The sequence below is a fragment of the Danxiaibacter flavus genome, assembly GCF_041060425.1.
Lineage (GTDB): Bacteria > Bacteroidota > Bacteroidia > Chitinophagales > Chitinophagaceae > Danxiaibacter > Danxiaibacter flavus.
This window is the reverse complement of sequence record NZ_JAULBC010000007.1, coordinates 319,105-339,604: the sequence shown is the minus strand read 5'-3', so window position 1 is coordinate 339,604 and position 20,500 is coordinate 319,105. Positions and strand designations below refer to the sequence as shown.

At 40.6% G+C, this 20,500-nt stretch carries 11 protein-coding genes; 7 read left to right on the top strand and 4 right to left on the bottom strand.

All coding sequences use genetic code 11. The features are described from left to right. Positions 1-35 precede the first annotated feature (35 nt). The 3 genes from QTN47_RS20710 to QTN47_RS20700 all read right to left on the bottom strand — a co-directional run bounded on the left by QTN47_RS20710 (position 36) and on the right by QTN47_RS20700 (position 3,710). The gene (locus QTN47_RS20710; protein ID WP_369331332.1) at positions 36-2,330 is read right to left on the bottom strand and encodes a GumC family protein; all 2,295 of its coding nucleotides are present in this window, start codon (positions 2,328-2,330) and stop codon (positions 36-38) included. Positions 2,331-2,338: 8 nt separating this feature from the next. Continuing rightward, complete coding sequence (locus tag QTN47_RS20705) at positions 2,339-3,094, bottom strand: polysaccharide biosynthesis/export family protein (RefSeq protein WP_369331331.1); 756 nt, start codon at positions 3,092-3,094, stop codon at positions 2,339-2,341. A 106-nt stretch (positions 3,095-3,200) separates the two neighbouring features. Next, positions 3,201-3,710 carry a UpxY family transcription antiterminator gene (locus QTN47_RS20700; RefSeq protein WP_369331330.1) on the bottom strand — a complete coding sequence of 170 codons (510 nt, stop codon included), beginning with the start codon at positions 3,708-3,710 and terminating at the stop codon, positions 3,201-3,203. 1,302 nt (positions 3,711-5,012) lie between these two features. Here QTN47_RS20700 and QTN47_RS20695 point away from each other — a divergent pair. The 7 genes from QTN47_RS20695 (at position 5,013) to QTN47_RS20665 (ending at position 16,636) form a co-directional block, all read left to right on the top strand. After that, positions 5,013-8,315, top strand: a complete 3,303-nt coding sequence (locus QTN47_RS20695) for a ligand-binding sensor domain-containing protein (RefSeq protein ID WP_369331329.1) — start codon at positions 5,013-5,015, stop codon at positions 8,313-8,315. Between the two features lie 18 nt (positions 8,316-8,333). Then, positions 8,334-9,107: a response regulator transcription factor gene (locus QTN47_RS20690; protein ID WP_369331328.1), complete on the top strand. Its 774-nt coding sequence runs from the start codon at positions 8,334-8,336 to the stop codon at positions 9,105-9,107. Positions 9,108-9,511: 404 nt separating this feature from the next. Further along, positions 9,512-12,514, top strand: coding sequence for a SusC/RagA family TonB-linked outer membrane protein (locus QTN47_RS20685; protein ID WP_369331327.1), 3,003 nt, complete (start codon positions 9,512-9,514; stop codon positions 12,512-12,514). A 24-nt stretch (positions 12,515-12,538) separates the two neighbouring features. Further along, on the top strand, positions 12,539-14,002 hold the full coding sequence (locus QTN47_RS20680; protein ID WP_369331326.1) for a RagB/SusD family nutrient uptake outer membrane protein: 1,464 nt from the start codon (positions 12,539-12,541) through the stop codon (positions 14,000-14,002). Between the two features lie 279 nt (positions 14,003-14,281). Beyond that, positions 14,282-15,535, top strand: coding sequence for a glycoside hydrolase family 88 protein (locus QTN47_RS20675; protein ID WP_369331325.1), 1,254 nt, complete (start codon positions 14,282-14,284; stop codon positions 15,533-15,535). A 189-nt stretch (positions 15,536-15,724) separates the two neighbouring features. Next, positions 15,725-16,183 (top strand): RNA polymerase sigma factor, encoded by a 459-nt coding sequence (locus tag QTN47_RS20670; protein WP_369331324.1) that lies wholly within the window; start codon positions 15,725-15,727, stop codon positions 16,181-16,183. 207 nt (positions 16,184-16,390) lie between these two features. Then, positions 16,391-16,636, top strand: coding sequence for a hypothetical protein (locus tag QTN47_RS20665; protein ID WP_369331323.1), 246 nt, complete (start codon positions 16,391-16,393; stop codon positions 16,634-16,636). Between the two features lie 1,998 nt (positions 16,637-18,634). Here QTN47_RS20665 and QTN47_RS20660 read toward each other — a convergent pair. Continuing rightward, complete coding sequence (locus tag QTN47_RS20660) at positions 18,635-20,476, bottom strand: cytochrome-c peroxidase (RefSeq protein WP_369331322.1); 1,842 nt, start codon at positions 20,474-20,476, stop codon at positions 18,635-18,637. Positions 20,477-20,500: the final 24 nt, after the last annotated feature.

Below are 20,500 nucleotides of genomic sequence, written 5' to 3'. Positions count from 1 at the left end.
GAATGTTGTGGCATAGTATAAAGATGTCAGAGAAATTAAGCGCGTCTTACTTTGTATCTGTAGTTTTTGTACACATTTTCAAATCCATATCCGTAACCGAAGCCATATCCTTTGCCGATCATAAAGCCTCTTGGCTTAATGCCGTTGAAAATGATAGAAAGATTTTTAAAGGATTTTATTTTGGTGTTTGTGTCCAGAAGCTGTATCATACTTTTGGGGGTTACGCCATGCCTTACAACGAAAAGTGTTATATCGCAAAATTCTCCAAGAATGCAAGTGTCTGCCACCGGATCTATTGGGGGGCCATCCAGGAGGATGTAATCAAATTTGTTTTCGAGAAACTTTATAAGCGCAGCAAGATTTCCGTTCAAAAGCAGGTCTGAAGCCGGATTCTCGCTAATGCCTGCAGGTATCACGAATAAGTTTTTATATGCAGTTTTTTGAATAATCTCTTCGGGATTTTTGCTGTTTTCCAGGAATTCAATTACGCCGTTTTCATTTGGTAAATTGAAAATTTCGGATGTTCTGCGTTTACGAAGGTCAAGATCAAGCAGCACAATTTTCTTTCCCGATAATGCGATGCTAACTGCAAGATTGCTGCTTACGAAGCTTTTTCCTTCACCGCTAATGCTGGATGAGACCAGCATTTTCCGGTTATAACGATGCTCTCCATACAAGCCGAGTGAAGTTCTTAATTGTCTGAATTGTTCTGAGATAAAAACCTGTTTTGGATCATCCACAGCAAGCGGCGTTTGCGTCTTGGCCTGTGTAAGTTCAGCTATTACAGGGGCGCTTGTGTACGATTCTATTTCATGCCTGAACAATATTTTTGCATTCAGCATTTCGCGTATTGTAATAATGCCAATGCCCAGCAGTACGCCCATTCCCAGTGCCATAAGGTATATGATAGACTTATTCGGACTGTTTGGTATCATGGATGATTCTGCTGCATCAATAATCTCGCTGTCTGCAACTGTTGTTGAATTGGAAAGTGCAGTTTCTTCGCGTTTTTGAAGCAGAAAAGTATATACACTGCTTTTGATTGCCTGCTGTCTGCTGAAGTCCAGCAGATCTTTTTCTTTCTGAGGAATAGTACTTAACAGTGAAGCATATTGATCTCTCGATTTGTTTATGTTTTGCAGACTTGTCGTTAGGCTCGTCCGAAGATTTCCAATGACTTCTAGTATGCTTGGCCGTATTTTTTCTTGTTCGCTCTTAATTGCAAGCAATGATGGATTATTGGGGGCTGTTATTTTACTTAGCTTGTCATAGCTTATCTCAGCGTCGTACAATTTTTGTAGTAGCTGATTTAACAAGGGGTCACTTATGCCGAGTGTTGACGGGACAATTCCTGCCTTATCTTTTTTTGAATCTACATATTTTTCGACTTCATCCAAAACCGCCAGCTGTATTTTTATTTCGGCCATTTTTTTATCATTGGTTCCAACATTTTCAAGGAAATATTGGCCTTGAGCACTAAGATCAGTTATTCCTTTCTCCGCCTTGTAGTGTTCAATTTTCTTTTCAAGCGAGTCGAGATCATCTTCTACATACTTGATACGATCCTCAACGAAAGTCATTGTTGAAGATGTCTGGGCGTTTTTGCTATTGATGGATGTCTGATAATATTCCTTGCAAAGTGCATTTAAAATGTCTTCGCCCTTTTTAGGGACATGATCTTTGAATTTTAAGACTACTACTGATGAGTTTCTGTTAACAGGGAATACATTCAGGTTTGCAAGCAAGGCCTTTGTCACATTGGCCGGATGTGTAATAGAAAAAAATAACGGCTTAGTGGCAGCAGATACAAGATGAATGTTTTTTATGAACATCAGCTCACCGTATTTTGTTTGGGTCCATGTATCAATAGGATAATCTGCATTGCCAATGATGACAATATTTTTTGCACTGTCAAACCTGAACGGGATGTTGTGGTATTCAGCCAGTCTTTCGGGATATTTTGCTTTGATGCTTATTGGTGATGATGTGTATGCCGGAACTGGCTGTACTTCTCCCTCTTCAAATATTTCTGCATAGAGACCCAGTTGTTCAATTACCCTTCTCATGATTGTTCGTGACTGAATGATCTGAAGTTCATTCTCTACATTCTTTTTGAAGGGCAACATATTCAGCGCTTCCATCATTTTAACATCTGCGGATTCCTGCGTTTCATCTTTGATAAGTATTGTTGCCGTTGACTCATACAGAGGGGTTATAAATCTTATGTAATAGCGTGCGGCAAGGCAGCATGCCACAACTAACAACAAGAACAAGGTCCAGTAGGGCAGGTACCGGTACGTGAGCTGATTGAATGCGTTGCTTGTTTTCATACCGCTGATTAGTTTTCGAATTGGTTAATGACCAATAAGCCAAATGTGAGCGTGGCAAGTACTATCGGGAAAAGCTGGAGGAATCTGCTGCTTCCCGCCATTTTTGTCTTGGTTGGCTCAATGTATACTACATCATTCGACTTGAGGTAATATGACGGTGATGTTAATAATTCGGCTTTTGTTAAGTCAAGCCTTTTAATCGTTTTGGTTCCATCTTCCTCATGTACTAAAAGAATGTTACTTCTTTTTGCCTGAGGTGTTAAATCTCCGGCAGAAGCGATTGCTTCCATCAATGTTATTTTTTCATTGGTTACATTTATCACACCAGGGTGAGCAACTTCTCCCAGTACAACAACTTTAAAGTTCAGGTATCGAACTTGTACTATTGGATCTTTAAGTAGATCCTTTTTTATAAGCTGGCTTCTAATATAATCCGCAAGCGCTTTCTTAGTCATGCCTGCCGCTTTGATCTTGCCAATTATTGGAAATTGAATGGTGCTGTCCTGATCAACCAAATATCCCGCAGCTTGTGATGCAGATAAATTTGGGGCATTGAACATTTGCGTCACAGTCTCATCCATACTCGTGACATAAATACTTAGTACGTCGTTTCGTTGAATAACGGGTTCAAGGCTACCGGTCTGAGAGACTACCATCGAATCTGTTAGGTTATTGAAGTACACAACTTTTTTTGAGTTGGCACATGAGGCTGTAAGTAGAATTATAATAAGTAAGAATGCATAGGTGCAAGATGTTTTTAACATAAGTTAAGGTTGTGGTGTGGGGACGGAATTGCAAAGCTATCGCTTAAGCGTGGCTTGCCTTTCGGACAAAGCTATCGCTACGTGTCAGTCACAATTTTGTTATTAATTACCCGGTTTGAGCCAGGTAATCAATTGGCAGATCCAGTAATATGTTTCGCTTAAGCAAATCAATTCGCACCCATATTCTCTGTCTGCCTTTATATTCAATTATTTCACAGGAGAAGCCTGTGAATGGACCTTCTGTTATTATGAGACGTTTTCCCGGAGAAAGTTTATCCTCGCAAACCTCAATATTTTTTCCGTTTGCAACGATCAGCTTAATATCGTCGATGATTGATTGAGGCACCTGGCAAATATCTTTACCTTGCTTTATAAAGAAGAGGACACTATCATGGCCCAAACAGGTAAAGTATTCCTGCGCAGTTTTCAGATATACAAAAATGTAAGACGGGAACAGTGGCGAGTCAACAAATTTTTTTCTATCGTTCCATGTCCTGAGGCTTTTGATGGTAGGTAAGAAGCTAGTGATGGTCATTTCAGTTAGCTCGCTCGCAAGTTTTTTTTCATGGCGTGGCCTGGTATAGATCACATACCAACTGGGGCGGAATTTTTTCACTTGTTATACGGTTAGTTTTCATAATGGTTTATAGCTCGGCTACTGTATTCTCTGGGAAAGAATTACATCAGGCGGGGACGTGCATTGATGTAAGCGAAAATTAAAGGCACAGAGAGTGCATTATCTCAAAGTTTTGGCTTTAAGATATAGCTATCGCTAGACTAAGTAACAGTGCGTGTGGTATAGCGGGTTTTTTCAGTGGGAGAAAGGATTTTAAAAGTGGAAATAAAACTAGGTAAACTGGTAACGGACTATGTCATTTGCTTTGTGACGGACTACTTGAGGTTTTATTGTTGAAAAATTTTAGTGAAAGTAATGCGAAACATTTTTATTAGCAATAGCGTGAAAAAAAAATCTCAGATTTATTTTTAAAAAAATGATTAGATGCGCTGTAATGGTTGATTTTATTGATGTTTCGGGGTTATTTGTAAAAATTATTGAATTTCAATTATGAAAAATTTTTGAGTGTTTTTTGATAAAAAAATTTTTTGAAATGTATTTTTTAAATCTGCTGATGATTGCTTGTTGACGACTTTAGCCCGTTATCCAATGGCCGGATGAGGCCTTGCTGATTACGCTTGGGTGTATCCAATAAATACTTTTATCCTTTGACTTGTTGTCTTTTAAAGCTGTTTGTTCTTTGCGACTTTGTTTGAACATTCTTTATTCCTCCCCAAACGCTCAGTATGTAAAGTTGCGCGCTTTACAGCAATTTCAAATCTACAATCAAAATTGTACCTCGTTTTTCGATACCAACTTTTACAATTAACATTCACAATTTTCTAAGGTAAAGAACATGCATCAGTTATGTGCTCTCTCAAATTTTACAAACAGAAAAAGAACACGGCTATGTATTTCGAACATTACCATCTTCAATTGCTCTGTGGCAGCTATTAACGAGTAATATTGTAATAGTTGTAGGGGCATGTAGGTTTTGTAGAAGACTTCATTGATAATGTTGAAGTTAAAAAATCAACAAACGTCTACATATAATTCTCGTAGATTGGCAGGCTTAATTGAGAGGAGAGCAGAAAACCTGGCAAGAAGGTGAAAGGGAGGGAATGAAACAATCTGGACTCAATTCACTATCTATAGTGCTTATTCAGCAGGGCTTTCAATGCTATTCAACTGGGGATCGATTTCCTCAGACACCTGCTAGAAAAAGCGGGGAATACAAAAATGCCCTCTTTAAAAAGACATAGTGTATGTAATGGAAAGCCACGCTCTGCTTAAAGCAGGAGTCTGTTTTCATGAGGCCATCAGGTCAATTATTGATTTGCCTTAATCGTAATTTTATTAAGTTTGAACCTGATTATTTTTGCAGCATATGCTATGCCAATGAAGAATGTTCGCGCAATATTAGGATTGTCAGCACTGCTTTTGTTACAACTCATCGCTGAAGCAGCTATTGCACAGTCGCCGCTTATATTTAAACACCTTACAGTTGAGGACGGGCTTTCATCCGGGTCTGTTCTATCTGTTGCTCAGGACAACAAAGGGTTTATTTGGGCGGGTACCATGGATGGCTTAAATCGCTACGACGGTACAAGGGTCAAAGTTTTCAAGTCATTTTATCGCGACAATTTCATTGGGGCAAGTATCAAAATAAATCAGTTATGTGCCGATGAATACGACAATGTATGGATCGGGACCAATAATGGTTTATATGTGTACAACATAAAACTTGATTCATTCCGCGTCTACTATCACTCGCCTGCAGATAAGAATAGCCTTTGCCACAATGATGTAAAAGCACTATGCTTTGATAACAGGAAGAATTTATGGGTAGGTACTGAGGCAGGAATAAGTATTTTTACAAGGACGGGAAGTTTCGGCTTTAAATGCTCTTCAGTCTCCTTTGATACAAATGATTCAACACTTCTGGATGTATCTTCGCTGTTTCAAAGTATCACCGGCAGAATGTTTGCCGGCACAGCAAATGGGTTGGTCTCATTAGCTACATCGCCGTCTTCACGCAATTGGCGAAACGAACAGCATATTCTGCAAGGAAATAAGGTGACTGCTATTGCAGAAGATCAATACCAAAATATATGGGCAGGCACTGCTTCAAATGGAATCTTCAGAATATCCGGGGATAATGGACTTGTACGACACTTTGCACGAGGCAAAAATATAGACGAGGGACCAATCAGTAATATCATCCGTAAGATTATCCGTGATAAAAATGGAAAACTTTGGATCGGCACTTTAAAGGGGCTGGACATATTGGATCCTGTTTCCTTGAAATTTGAAACATATGTGCATGATCCCGGTGATGACCGGACACTGAACTTTAATTCTATCTGGGATATTATGCAGGACCGACAGGGTTCAATGTGGGTGGCAACGTTCTTTGGTGGTCTCAACGTAGCGGAATCTATTTCTACTCCTTTCAAAGTATACCGGAACGAAGGCGCCAAAAATACAATATCCAGCAACGTAGTGAATCCTATCATTAACGATGGTTCTGGCAACCTTTGGGTAGGTACAGAGGCTGAAGGGTTGAATTTTATTGACAGGAAGACAAACATAATAAAGCAATTCCGCAATGACGAAACAAACCCTGCTTCGCTGAGTTCAAACCTGGTGAAAACGCTGATCAGAGATGATCAAAATAATATATGGGTGGGAATGCATGGTGGGGGCATCAACGTTCTTACTTCAACAGGGAAAAAGATAAAAGAGTTTAATAGCAATACAAAAAGTGGTGCACTTAATTCCAATGACGTGATCGCTTTACTGTATGATGGTGAAAAAAGGATTTGGGTTGGTACAGAGGAAAATGGCGTAGATGTTATTGACCTGGCGACTAACCGCGTTGAGAAATTTGAAGATATACTTTCAAACCGGAGATTAACCAACAAGGCAATCACCTGTTTTTTTCGCGATTCAAAAAATAATATCTGGATCGGCACACGTCAGGGATTAAACAAACTGCATGCAGATGGTGAAAACCTTACAGGCTACTTACGCAACAATGTTCATGGAAAAATGCTATCTGACTACATCAATTGCATTGCAGAAGATAAACATCACAAGATTTGGATCGGCACCTATGAGGGCCTTTGTTTTTATGATCCGGATAAAAATGCATTTGTAACATTTAGCGCTTCCGATGGGTTGGCAGGAAACAAGGTGACCGGAATTTTGAATGACGATAACGACAATTTATGGATCAGCACCAATGGCGGGCTGAGCTTTTTGGATGCTGCCCGCAAGGTATGGCACACATTCACTGTAGAGGACGGATTGCCGGCAAACGTATTCAACTATAACTCTTATTTCAAGGATCTGAACGGACATATGTTTTTTGGAACCTTTAAGGGGTTGGTAGAATTTACTCCACAAGACATTCAAACCAATGGTACAGCCCCGGATGTGGTACTAACCGGCCTTGCTGTTAATGGTAAACAAATCTCGAAATCTGACAGTACCGGCATTCTTTCCGGCAATATCCTGCAAACAAAAGACATAGAACTGAAGTATGATCAAAATGTGATAACGGTAGATTATGCTGTCTTAAACTTTATAAAATCAGGCAAGAACAAGTCTGCATATAAGTTGGAAGGATACGATGCAGACTGGCAGTTTACCCATGCTCATTCGGCCACATTCAACAGTTTACAACCAGGCCATTATCGCCTGCTTGTCAAAGCCGGCAACAATGACGGAATATGGACGCAATCTCCAACCGCCCTTGGTATCACCATCCTTCCGCCTCCATGGAAAACCTGGTGGGCGTATACCTTTTATTTTTTGGTAACAGGGCTGATTGCATCAATTATCGTCTGGTTCGTATCATCACGTACAGCACTTCGCAGAAAGCTCAAATATGAACATATGCTGGCTGTGAAACAGCAGGAATTGCATCAGATGAAAATGGATTTTTACACGCATATTTCTCATGAGATCCGTACGCCATTATCCCTGATCATGGGGCCTGTTGAAATGCTGATGATGAAGCTAAGTGGCAGGAAGGAGGATCAACGGCTTCTGGAGATGATAAAAACAAATGCTGAACGGTTATTGAAGCTTGCGACAGATTTGCTGGAAGTCCGTAAAATTGATACCGGGCATATGAAGTTGACCATTGAGCCACGCGATATTGTTCCATTTGTTGGGACAGTTTTTGAGAAGTTCAGGGAGATGGCGGACAAGAAAATGATCGCGTATCAGTTGGAATCTTCGGAGAAAAGTTGCCTGGTATATTTTGACGCGCATTACCTGGAAATTGTAGTATCAAATCTCTTGTCGAATGCATTAAAGTTTACGCCGGAGCATGGAAAAGTGTGGCTGAAAATTCAAAGAAAAGCGAAGGAAATAGACATAGAAGTGCACGACAACGGACCGGGCATTCCGAAAGAAAATCAGGATAAAATTTTCAGTACCTTTTACAGAGCTGATAATGCCATTAATAATACCTCTGGTACAGGAATAGGGTTGGCATTCTCAAAAAGTCTCGTAGAGTTGCACGGAGGAAAGCTGGTGTTTCGCAGCGATGACGCTGCTCATAATGCGCAGCCTGAAACCTGTTTTACAATAACACTTACGCTGGAGAAAGAGTATGTTCCTAAAAGCATTGTTCTTAACTCAAAAGTTTCTTAATCCACTTTATTATCAGTTATGAAAGTCAATAAAATTCTTATTGTAGAAGACAATGCCGAACTCCGTGAGTTTATAAAGATGTGCCTGGTGCCATATTACGAGTTTCTTGAAACAAGTAATGGCAAACAAGGGTGGGAAATTGCGGTTACAGAAATCCCTGATTTGATTGTGACCGACGTAATGATGCCGGAAATGGATGGTAACCAGTTTTGCAGAAAACTTAAAAATGATGAGCGCACCAGTCATATACCGGTGATTATGTTAACGGCGAAGATAGCTGTTGAGCAACAACTCGAAGGACTTGAAAGTGGCGTCGATCTTTATCTCACCAAGCCTTTTAGTGTACAGATACTTCAATCATATATCAACAATTTACTGAAATCGCGGGAAGCTATTCGCGAGCGATATAGTCAAAAGGTTTTGCTGGAACCGCTGGAAGTAGAAGTGGGAACGGTTGATAAAAAATTTATGGAAAGATTAATGCTTGTTATTAATGAAAATTTGTCAAATGCCGACTACAACGTATCAGACCTGTCAAAGGACATTGGCATGAGCAAAGCAGTGCTTTATAAAAAGTTTAATGCATTAACACAAACGCCCATCGGCGAATTTATCAAATCACTTCGATTACGAAAAGCAGCAGTATTACTTTCAAAAGACAAATTGAATGTAGCAGAAGTGGCCTGGGAAGTGGGTTTTAGCGATAGCAAATATTTTAGTAAGGAGTTTAAAAAGCAGTTTGGCAAAACGCCTTCAGAATATATCGAACGTGCCAAAGGAAAATACGAATAATTACTTCATAATGCTTTACAAGTTGATTTTGCATTAAATAATAAGTATACCGGGACATACAATTTTCACCCCAAATGAAGATTTTTATCACCCCATTGAATCCCCGCTTTTAATCAGATTTACAGTACAAAACTTGCTGGAATTGCACAATTGTTTGCTGTAATGATGATGAACTAATACGTTTGGCTATGCAGTTAATATAAACAGGAAAGACAAAACATACTGCGCTTATGTAGAATTATAAATTGACTGGTTGCCATAGCATCTTACTTCATTAATTTCTTGATAACACTGCAAATTTGGCTGTTTCCGGCGAATCTTAAATTTTATTAAAAAAGTGATGCTGGTATCATGCGGTATTACCGTTGATACAGGCAAAGGGCACCGTCTAAAATCAAACCGTTATGAAAAAGATTCTGCTATTGCTTGGTATGTTGTTTTGTTTTGTTCTGTATGGTTCGGCACAGAATATGAACGTAAATGGCATTGTAAAAGATCAGGACAACAAGCCTCTTCAGGGGGTAACAATTGCATTAAAGAGCTCAGGAGTTGCTGTAAAAACAGATGCATCAGGAGCTTTTATCCTAACAGTACCTTCGGGCGGTACACTTGTAATTTCGCACGTTGGCTTCGAAACAAAAGAAGTGATTGCTGCCTCCGGTACAATGGATATCCAATTGAAAAATCATTACGAAAAGCTGGATGATATTGTTGTAATAGGTTATGGATCGCAACGAAAAAAAGATCTTACGGGTTCTGTTACATCTATTTCAACAAAAGATTTCAAGGACCAGCCGGTAACATCTGTTTCACAGGTGTTACAGGGCAGGTCTGCAGGAGTGCAGGTGATCTCGAATGCAGGATCTCCTGGTGGCGACGTGTCCATTCGCATTCGTGGTAACAATTCAATAATGGGCAATAATAATCCGTTATACATCATTGATGGTTTTGTTGGGGCCGATTATAGCGCTATCAATCCATCCGACATCGCAAGCATTGAAGTTTTAAAAGATGCTTCTGCGACGGCTATCTATGGTAGCCGCGGAGCAAACGGCGTTGTGCTTATCTCTACCAAAAAGGGTAGAAGCGGAGCTGTGCAGGTGGAATTTTCTACCAGGTTCACCACTGCAAAAGTTATTAAGAAAATGGATCTGCTGAATGCTGCAGATTTTGCCAGAACAGTCAACGACAGATCAATAGCAACAGGTATTGCGCCTACTTTTACGCAATCCCAAATTGACTCTTTTGCAAAATATGGCGGCACCGATTGGCAAAATGAGGTGTTTAGAACAGCGCCAGGCCAGGAGTATTTGTTGGGTATTTCAGGTGGCGGAGATAAAACTACTTTTTATGTTGGAGGAAATTATTTAGATCAAAAAGGTGTCCTTCTTAATTCTTACTATAAACGGTTTTCGTTGAGAACTAACCTGAATTCTCAGCTTTCAAACAAGCTTTCACTGTACATAAACTCATTTGTAACAAGGCAGGAAAAAAATAATGTGAATGGAGATGGGGGAAGATGGTCGCCGGTTACCCAGGCATTGGCATGGTCGCCAACTGTACCTGTGAGGGATGCGTCAGGTAACTTCACTGTCAATGATCCGGTCAGTTCCATTACTTATAACCCGGTAGCTATATTACTTGATCAGAATAAAACCGAACAAAATACATCGGCCAATATTCTATTAGGAATGAAATATCAGTTTGCTCCGGGGTTAACGTTGGATATTTCAGGGGGTACAAATTATATTAATTTACAGGGGCTAAACTATTCAGGACCTGCAGTAAGCAATAACCTGCCCGGTGCTTCAAGAAGCTCAGCTGAAAGCATTAGTTTGCAAAGCACCAACAATTTGACTTACACTCATTTATTTAATAACGTTCACAGACTCACTGCGACGGCTGTTTTTGAAGTGCAGACCTATAAGAACAATGGTTTTAGTGCAGCAGGCAATAACCTTACTTTTCCGGAGCTTGGCTACTATAATCTTTCACAGGCTTCATCATATGGTGTAAATACTGCTTATTCGAATTATGGATTAATTTCTTATTTAGGCAGGGTGAATTATTCCTTTAAGGATAAATACCTGGTTACGGGGTCTGTACGCCGGGACGGTTCTTCGAAATTTCAGAAAGGCAACCAATACAGCACTTTCCCTTCTGTCGGTTTGGGCTGGAAACTATCTGAAGAAGATTTTATTAAGCGCATGAATATTTTTAGCAGCCTGAAACTAAGAGCAGGTTATGGTATTACCGGTAGCCAGGCCATCAATCCTTATCAAACGATGACTGGTTATTCAAATGTGACTACTTCATTCACCAGCGGCACGCTTACCTCCGGTGTTGTTTTAGGTAATCCTGGTAATGAGAATTTGAAATGGGAGTCGACACAGCAACTCGATTTCGGTATTGATGCAGAGGTGTTTAATGGTCGCCTCAGCTTTGCCGCGGATTATTATATGAAGCACACTAAAGACCTGCTGTTGGCTGTGCCTGTACCTTCATATGCCGGAGGAGGATCCATGCTTTCAAATGTGGGGGCAATGGATAATTCCGGCTACGAGTTTACCGTGACAGGTGTTCCGGTGGCCACAAAAATCAATTGGACCACATCGTTCAACTTGTCCATTCTTCATAATAAAGTGGTTAGTTTGAATGCGGGTCAGAACAAGCTTTTTGCGGGGTCTTCGGTAGGAGCCGGGCTATCAGCACAACCCGAGTTCGTACTGATCCCAGGAATGCCTTTGGGTTCATATTGGGGACTGACTTACCTGGGTACATGGAAGGCTGCTGATAAAGATGCCGCTCTATACGGAAACGTTGCCGGCGATTCAAAATATCTTGACCTGAACGGAGATCACAAGATCGACGGAAACGATTATCATGTGATTGGTCACGGTCTTCCTAAATATACATGGGGCTGGAACAATACTGCAACCTACAAGCATTTTACACTCAATATATTTGTTCAGGCAGTTGGAGGGTACGACAAACTTGATTACTTATATGCCGCAGCCATCTCTGCGAATGCAGACATTCGCCAGGCAACCATTGCTGACATAAAAAACAGGTACATCCCTGGCGTAAATGAAACTTCCGATATACCTGCTTTTACTACAACCGGTAAAAATTATACACAGTCTACACGTTTTCTTGAGGATGGCAGTTTCATCAGGTTGAAAAATATCAGTCTTGGTTATGATCTTCCACAATCGCTATTGAAAAAAGTAAACATTAAACTATTTGTAAGTGGTGCCAATTTACTAACCATCACAAAATATAAAGGCTTCGATCCGGAGACTACAAGCCTGACTTCAGGTGCAGGAGCTGATGTAAGTCAAAGCATTGATTACGGTTCTTATCCTAATGCAAAATCAATTACAGCGGGGGTTACTGTCAGGTTTTAATTGCTTAACTACAAATAAAGAAAAATGAAAAAGTTATTATATACTATAGGTGCTTTGTCAATACTTACAATAAGCGGATGTTCAAAAGTGCTACAAGAAAATCCTAATGGGCAGCTGATTGGAGAAAACGCAATAACAACTGTTAGTGGCTTGCAATCTGCGTTGCTGGGAGCCTACCAACCATTAAAAAATGGTTACACTTCGGGATTTGCTTCTTCTGCGGTTGTTGCGGTTGTAATGGGAGCCGACGATTTAACCACTCACCCTGCGAGCAACAAGCAGGAGTTTCGCGAAATGGATCAGTTTAGTGTTACTTCCACCAATACAAGAATAAGCACAATTTGGTTAGGATGCTATAAAACCATTCAGAATGTTAACAATATTCTGGACGTTTATAAAAAAATAAATGGAGACACCAGTAAAATAAATCAAATAGTTGGGGAAGCTTATTTCTTGCGAGCGTTCTCTTATTTCTGGCTCGTACGGCTTTGGGGCAATGTTCCTCTTATTACTACTGCGGATTATAATACAGAACTTTTATCCGTGAATAAAAGTACTCCGGCAGATATTTATAAATTGATAGAAAGTGATCTGCAGCAAGCTGAGCGATTAATGCCTAATGCAAAGGCCGCACCGGGGAGAGCAAACGCAGGTTCTGCAAAAGCATTACTTGCGGAAGTCTATTTAACAGAAGGCGGATATCCTGTAAAAGATGCTTCTAAATATGCGTTGGCTGCGGCAAAAGCGAAAGAGGTGATCGATAATAAATCCAAATATAATTTTGATTTAAATCCGGATCTTGCGGACCTGTGGTCAGGCATACCAAAGCCAAATGGTACTGTTGAAGATGTTTTCACATTGCAGTTTTCTGCAACTGGTAACGCAAATAGTATCTACGGAAAATCCTGCATGCCCGGAGACGATGCAGGTTGGGATGATTATTTTGCTGAAATAACATTCTTTAACAACTTTCCCGCAGGTAAAAGAAAAGACATAACCTTTTATACGAAATTTAAAAACGGAACACTTGACTGGACAAACAGTGCTACCAAACATCCGTATTTCAGCAAGTTCAGAGTAAACACTCCAACGCCGGGATATTTAACCTCTGCTACAAGTATGTCGATGCCTTTAATACGGTACGCTAACGTGTTATTGACTTATGCTGAAGCACAAGCAAGAGCAAATACTTCCGCAGGCAGCGACGCTTATGCTGCTGTAAACGAAGTTCGCAGACGTGCAGGATTACCTGACATGACTATATCGTTGTCAGCAAATGTGTTCGCAGACTCGGTTGTGCAGGAACGTGCATGGGAGTTTGCAGGTGAGTACACAAGATGGTTCGATCTTGTTCGTCTTGAAAAGGTAGAAGAAGCAAATTCACATAAAGATGTAAATGATCTGAAACCTCTTGGTACTATTACCAAAGCAAATTATTGGTTGCCCATTCCTTACATGGAGACACAGCTCAATCCAAATTTAAAATAAGGGCGCATGTTGAGCTGACATATGCATCTAACAACAAAAAGCCTCCGGTCAAAGTTGATCAAAGGCTTTTTGTTGCGGTTCAAACAGGTTTTAAATTCAGTCAAAATGGCGTGGCATCATATAAGCGCATTATTTGCCGGCGCCCGATTCAAAAAATTACAATAAATAAAATTTTACCCCAATTTAAAGACGTTTTTGCCCTTTCATTTCAAATGATTTTTGACAATTTGCTTATAAACGGGTAGCAGATATTTCTACTTAAATAAAAATAATTCTAGCATGAAGGCGGTGAAACGAAATGGATTTTTGAGCGCAATTTTACTAATGACGGTTACTGTTATAATTGCCTTCAGTAATAAGAAAGACGGGAAGAACCTTGTTGCTCATTCTTTTGATATCGCCGGGAAGCAATATCGCCTGATGCTGGATCAAACAAATGACCTGACACGGTATCCACGTACGAGCGCCGGTGAAGGCGATACCAAATATGTCGATATATCTGATTGGACAGGTGGTTTTTGGCCGGGTAATCTTTGGTATGTATTTGAGTACACACATGATACAGCGTGGAAGACAGCTGCCATTAAATGGACCGAAAGTCTTGAACAAAATCAGTTCAATACCGCCCATCACGATCTGGGGTTTATGATGTATTGCAGTTACGGAAACGCCTACCGCATTACGCACAATGAAAAATATAAAGATGTACTTGTACAATCAGCCAAGTCACTTATAACCCGCTATAATCCTATGGTAGGCTGCATTAAATCCTGGAACTACCGCAAATCCTGGGATGGGAAAACCGAATGGCATTATCCTGTTATTATTGACAACCTGATGAACCTTGAGCTTTTGTTCTTTGCTTCCAAAGCAACCGGCGATCCTGTTTATAAAAATATAGCCATCCGTCACGCGGAGACTACGATGAAAAATCATATAAGACCTGATTATAGTTCCTATCATGTAGTAAACTATGATACGGTGGACGGCAAAGTATTAGATCAACAAACATGTCAGGGCTTTGCTGATAATTCTACATGGGCACGCGGCCAGGCATGGGGCATATATGGTTATACGATGATCTATCGCGAAACCGGAGACAAGCGATTTTTGACCACGGCAAAAAAGATGGCAGACTTTTATATGAACAATCAAAATCTGCCTGCTGATAAAGTGCCTTACTGGGACTTTAATGTTAACCAAAAAGGATATATCGCACAATGGGATTATGAACCGGCTAAAACAAATTATAAGATCCGTGACGCGTCAGCCGCTGCAGTTGTGTGTTCCGCATTGTTTGAACTCAGTGGTTACCTGGGGCAGGAAGGAAAGAAATATAAAGATTTCGCTATTTCATCCATGAAAACATTAAGTACGGCAAATTACTTAGCGGAGCCGGGAACAAATGCTTTTTTTCTACTAAAACATTCCGTGGGTAGTTTTCCGCACAACGCTGAAATTGACGTTCCTATCGTGTACGCTGATTACTATTATTTAGAAGCCTTGCTTCGTTACCAAAAAATAGAGAAATGATTTATTTACAAGATGCATCCTTTAAAAAAACGTCAGGGTCTCTGCGAAGTCTCCCTTCATCGCAAAGTGTTGTTAAAAAATTTGTGAGATGGATAGGAACTTTCAATTCAGGAGAAGGCTCATTCTCGTAATGTAGCACCAGCCTTTTTTATAGGTGTTTGCAATTTTCGATAAGAAATAAACAATAAGTTGAAAAAAGTAAATCCAAGAACACCGGCTTTTAAGTTTACCAAAGATGGTCAACATGCAGGCGATCTGCAGCAGGAAACGATTTGTGAGGACTTGAAATATGGTGATTACAATAAAAATCGTGTCGGTCTTCGTCTATGGCTTTTTACACTTTTGCGAAACATATTCATAAATATTTACCGGCGCAAAAAGAAGGCAGGGAAAATTATGAATAGCTATACTAAGGAATGGGAATTAGAAAAACAATTAAATAAAAGCTATCAATTGGATACCTGTACCAAAGATATTTTTTCGCATATAAACGCTTTGCCGGTCTTTTTTAAACAGCCATTTATTTTATACCTGGAAGGCAACAAGTACTCAGAAATAGCAGATCTGCTGGGCGAGCCATTAGATATAGTAAAGAGTCGTATATATTTTGCCAGGCGGATTTTGAAAAGTTTAATTGAAAGAAGCTAAGAGAGGCGAATAATAAAATCTAAGTTCAATCATGCCAGACTCTGACTGCGCCAGTTTCGCTTCATAAACATTTCGCATTGTCAACCTGTACGTTTCTAAACGCGCTTTTATCCTTAGTAATATAGTTGATACGAAATAATATTATTAATCTAAACCGAACAAAGTTTAGCGAAGATGTGGCAATTGAAAAAAAGCTTCAAAGATACTTTGAAGACCACGATATCCGGCACAGTAGTGCTTAACCCTGATAAATCAGCCTGGTCGCATAAGATTAGCTATCCTATTGTATGGACAGGTTGGGTTGGGATTGAAATGGTTAAAATAATTCAAATTGAACTAAATGCAAGCCAGGAAAGCTTCGTTTTTGAAGTCTTCCCGGACGAATATGCATTTTTAAAAAACAAAATTGCCAGATGGATCTGCGATCATGTGTATAGCAGACAAAACAAGTAATGTTAATACTTCCATCAATATAAAACTAAAGGATGTACCAGCCTGATAGGGTACTGCAAAAGTATTGCTGTCAAAGGATGAAAGTGAAATTTATACAATCAGTTGCCGCCGTTGCTCTTGCTTCTGGCGCGAGTGTTCGGCTCCGCCGGTCACTTGTGTCTGTTAATTCGCTCCCGATTGCATCGGGACAGGTGAAGATAAAATTTGTTTAGCAAAGGAATGACCCGGTAACTAAAGTCATTGCTTTTTAATGTTATGTTGTCTCACTATCGCCGATGCAATCGGCTTGAAATTAGTAGACACGCGTGATCCTTCGGAACACACGCGCCAGGGCCTGAGATGATAATCATTTTTATAATTGAAGTGACATCGTGGTTCTCAATGCGAAGCATCTCTTAAATGTCCTTCTATAGCTTCTGGCGCGAGTGTTCGGCTCCGCCGGTCACTTGTGTCTGTTAATTCGCTCCCGATTGCATCGGGACAGGTGAAGACAAAATTTGTTTAGGAATGGAATGCCCCGGTAACTAAAGTCATTGCTTTTTAATGGAATGTTGTCTCACTATCGCCGATGCAATCGGCTTGAAATTAGTAGACACGCGTGATCCTGTGGAACACACGCGCCGGGGCCTGAGATGATAATCATTTTTATAATTGAAGTGAATCGTGGTTCCCAATGCGAAGCATCTCTTAAATGGGCTTCTGGCGCGAGTGTTCGGCTCCGCCGGTCACTCGTGTCTATTAAATCACTCCCGATTGCATCGGGACAGGTGAAGGCAAAATTTGTTTAGGAATGGAATGCCCCGGTAACTAAAGTCATTGCTTTTTAATGTTATGTTGTCTCACTATCGCCGATGCAATCGGCTTGGAATTAGTAGACACGCGTGATCCTGCGGAACACACGCGCCAGGGCCTGAGATGATAATCATTTTTATAATTGAAGTGAAATCGTGGTTCCCAATGCGAAGCATCCCTTAAATGTCCTTCTATACGAATAGTGAATAGTCAATGGTCAATGGTGAAGGTGATAAGCTGACTAAGTAAGTGCAATCCGGTTTAAGCGCTTCTGGCGCGAGTGTTCGGCTCCGCCGGTCACTCGTGTCTAAAAATTCACTCCCGATTGCATCGGGACAGGTGAAGGCAAAATTTGTTTAGGAATGGAATGACCCGGTAGCTAAAGTCATTGCTTTTTAATGGAATGTTGTCTCACTATCGCCGATGCAATCGGCTTGAAATTAGTAGACACGTGTGATCCTGTGGAACACACGCGCCAGGGCCTGAGATGATAATAATTTTTATAATTGAAGTGACATCGTGGTTCTCAATGCGAAGCATCTCTTAAATGTCCTTCTATACGAATAGTGAATAGTCAATGGTCAATGGTGAAGGTCCGGGCTGGTTAAGTAAATATATTGTCGTTTAAGTGTTATTATTATCCTGGGCAAAAGCGCTTATTTGCTCTTATATGCCTTATATGGTTTAAAAAACTCGCTTCGGTCAGTCCTGGTAATTAGCTTTTGTTTCACTATCGCCGATGCAATCGGCTTGAAATTAGTAGACACGTGTGATCCTTCGGAACACACGCGCCAGGGCGTCGGTTCACATGATGATTATTTTTATGGTTGAAGTGACGTCGCGATCCCAATGCGAAGCATTTCTTAAATGTCCTTCTATACGACTAGTGAATGGTCAATGGTGAAGGTCCGGGCTGGTTAAGTAAATATATTGTCGTTTAAGTGTTATTATTATCCTGGGCAAAAGCGCTTATTTGCTCTTATATGCCTTATATGGTTTAAAAAACTTCGCTTCGGTCAGTCCTGGTAATTAGCTTTTGTTTCACTATCGCCGATGGAATCGGCTTGAAATTAGTAGACACGCGTGATCCTTCGGAACACACGCGCCAGGGCCTGAACTTCTGCCGCTTTGTTTCAATAATTTGGATGATTGGCTTGTTTAGATTTTCTTATGTAAGGTTTTACACCCACATTATGCACTCAGGTGCTACTTACTTTCCAAACTCTTCATAAAAGCAATAATATCCTCCTTTTCCATTTCAGTCAGGTTAAGCTTTCCTTTAAAAAGCGTTTGATTAGGAAGATTGATTCCTAAACCTGCAGCGCCTCCGTTATTGTAAAATTCCATTACCTCTTCTAAGGTTTGGTACGCGCCATTGTGCATATAAGGAGCTGTTTTATCAATATTGCGAACAGTGGGAATCTTAAAAGCATATTTATAGGATTCAACTCCAATCACATCGTAATAGCCCTGGTCGCGGTCCAATACGGAATCTGTCACCGATAGTGGCACACCTATTATTTCCGTTTCGCTGGTAACATATTTTGGCGGCGTGATGCCGTTGAACAGCGGAACAAAGTGACAAGTGCCACATTTTGCTTTGCCCACAAATAAATTTAAGCCTTTCAATTCCTGGCTTGACAATGCTTGTTCATTACCCTGCATATACATATCAAACCGGCTGTTGAGCTTCGTAAGGCTGCGAACATAGGAGGCAAGGGCGTTCGTAACTTCATCCGGGCTGATGCCATTTCCCGCCTTCGCCGGAAAAGCCTTTGCAAATAACAACCTGTATGAATTATCTGCGGAAACATATTTTACGATGGCATCCATGGAGCCATCCATCTCCACTTTATTATCGATCACATCTGTCACCTGGTCTTCCAGCGTGAGCGCCCGCATATCATAGAAATAATTGGATTGTAGCGCCGCGTTAAGTAAGGTTGGTACATTTCTTTTTAATAGCTTCAGAGAATCATGAATGTCCGTATTTTTAGCCAGCCCATCGGTAAATGCTCTATCAGGCTGGTGACAGGAAGCACAGCTCCTTGTGCCGGTGCCGGATAGCGAAACATCATAAAAAAGTTTTTCTCCCAACACCACTTTAGCATCAGTGTTATGAAATGCAGGTCCCGGAGAAAATGCATCAACATTAAATGCACCCGAATCGAACAGTGTTTTTGTATCCTGCCGCAGCATCCGGTTGTACATAATTGCCGGACCCGGTAAGTTTGTTTCCAATTGCGCTATATCAGCACTGATCTTATTTGCGAAACGGGTGATAAAAGCAGCTCTGTCAAAACTGTCAAAATCGGGGTGATTGTGCAGATATTCGATGGCCGCATCAAGTGTCTGTAATAAAGACGTTTCCTGTTTTTTGTTGATATAATCAGGGAGTATCTCGCGCAGGCTTGTTAAAGATGCGGCCGATTCTTCCATACTGTTCAGGGAAAGTGCATTGTCGAACCCGGTAACACCCAAAGCAATAATCCTGAAAACCTCTAGTTTGGCCGCATCCAGGATGCGCCAGTCAGCAAGTGGATGATCGTTAAAATAAGCAACCATGTATGCTGTATTTGTTATTAAATGGTCGACTTCGCCAAGCAGTGCCGTTTTACCGGCAGTGTCATACGCCGGGTAAATGAATGGCTCTATTACCTGCAGACCTATTGGGTTGACTCCCCGGGCCAAAGTAGGATCCAGCAGATCTGCATTTTCAATTTCCTGAACAGGAGGCCCATTCAATCTTTCGGTCAGGTCGGCAGCAAAATAGGCTGCTGCCCATTCAAATTCTTTGAACAGCAACCTTGATTTGAGGAAAGTTCTACGAATATTTTGTGTATCTGCATTCGTTTTGCTAATCGCTAAATAAAAGCTGTCTTTTACATAATCACGAAAGGATACGATTTGTCTGAGTATCTTTTTCTGAATTTTTTGTTCACGCGCACTGGATTTTATTAGCGCAGAATGATTCGTGTCAAAAGGGGTAAAGCTTGCGATCAATAGCCCCATCAATAAAATAGCTATCGCTCCCGTCTTCTTATACATAACACATTCCCCCAAATCAATTCT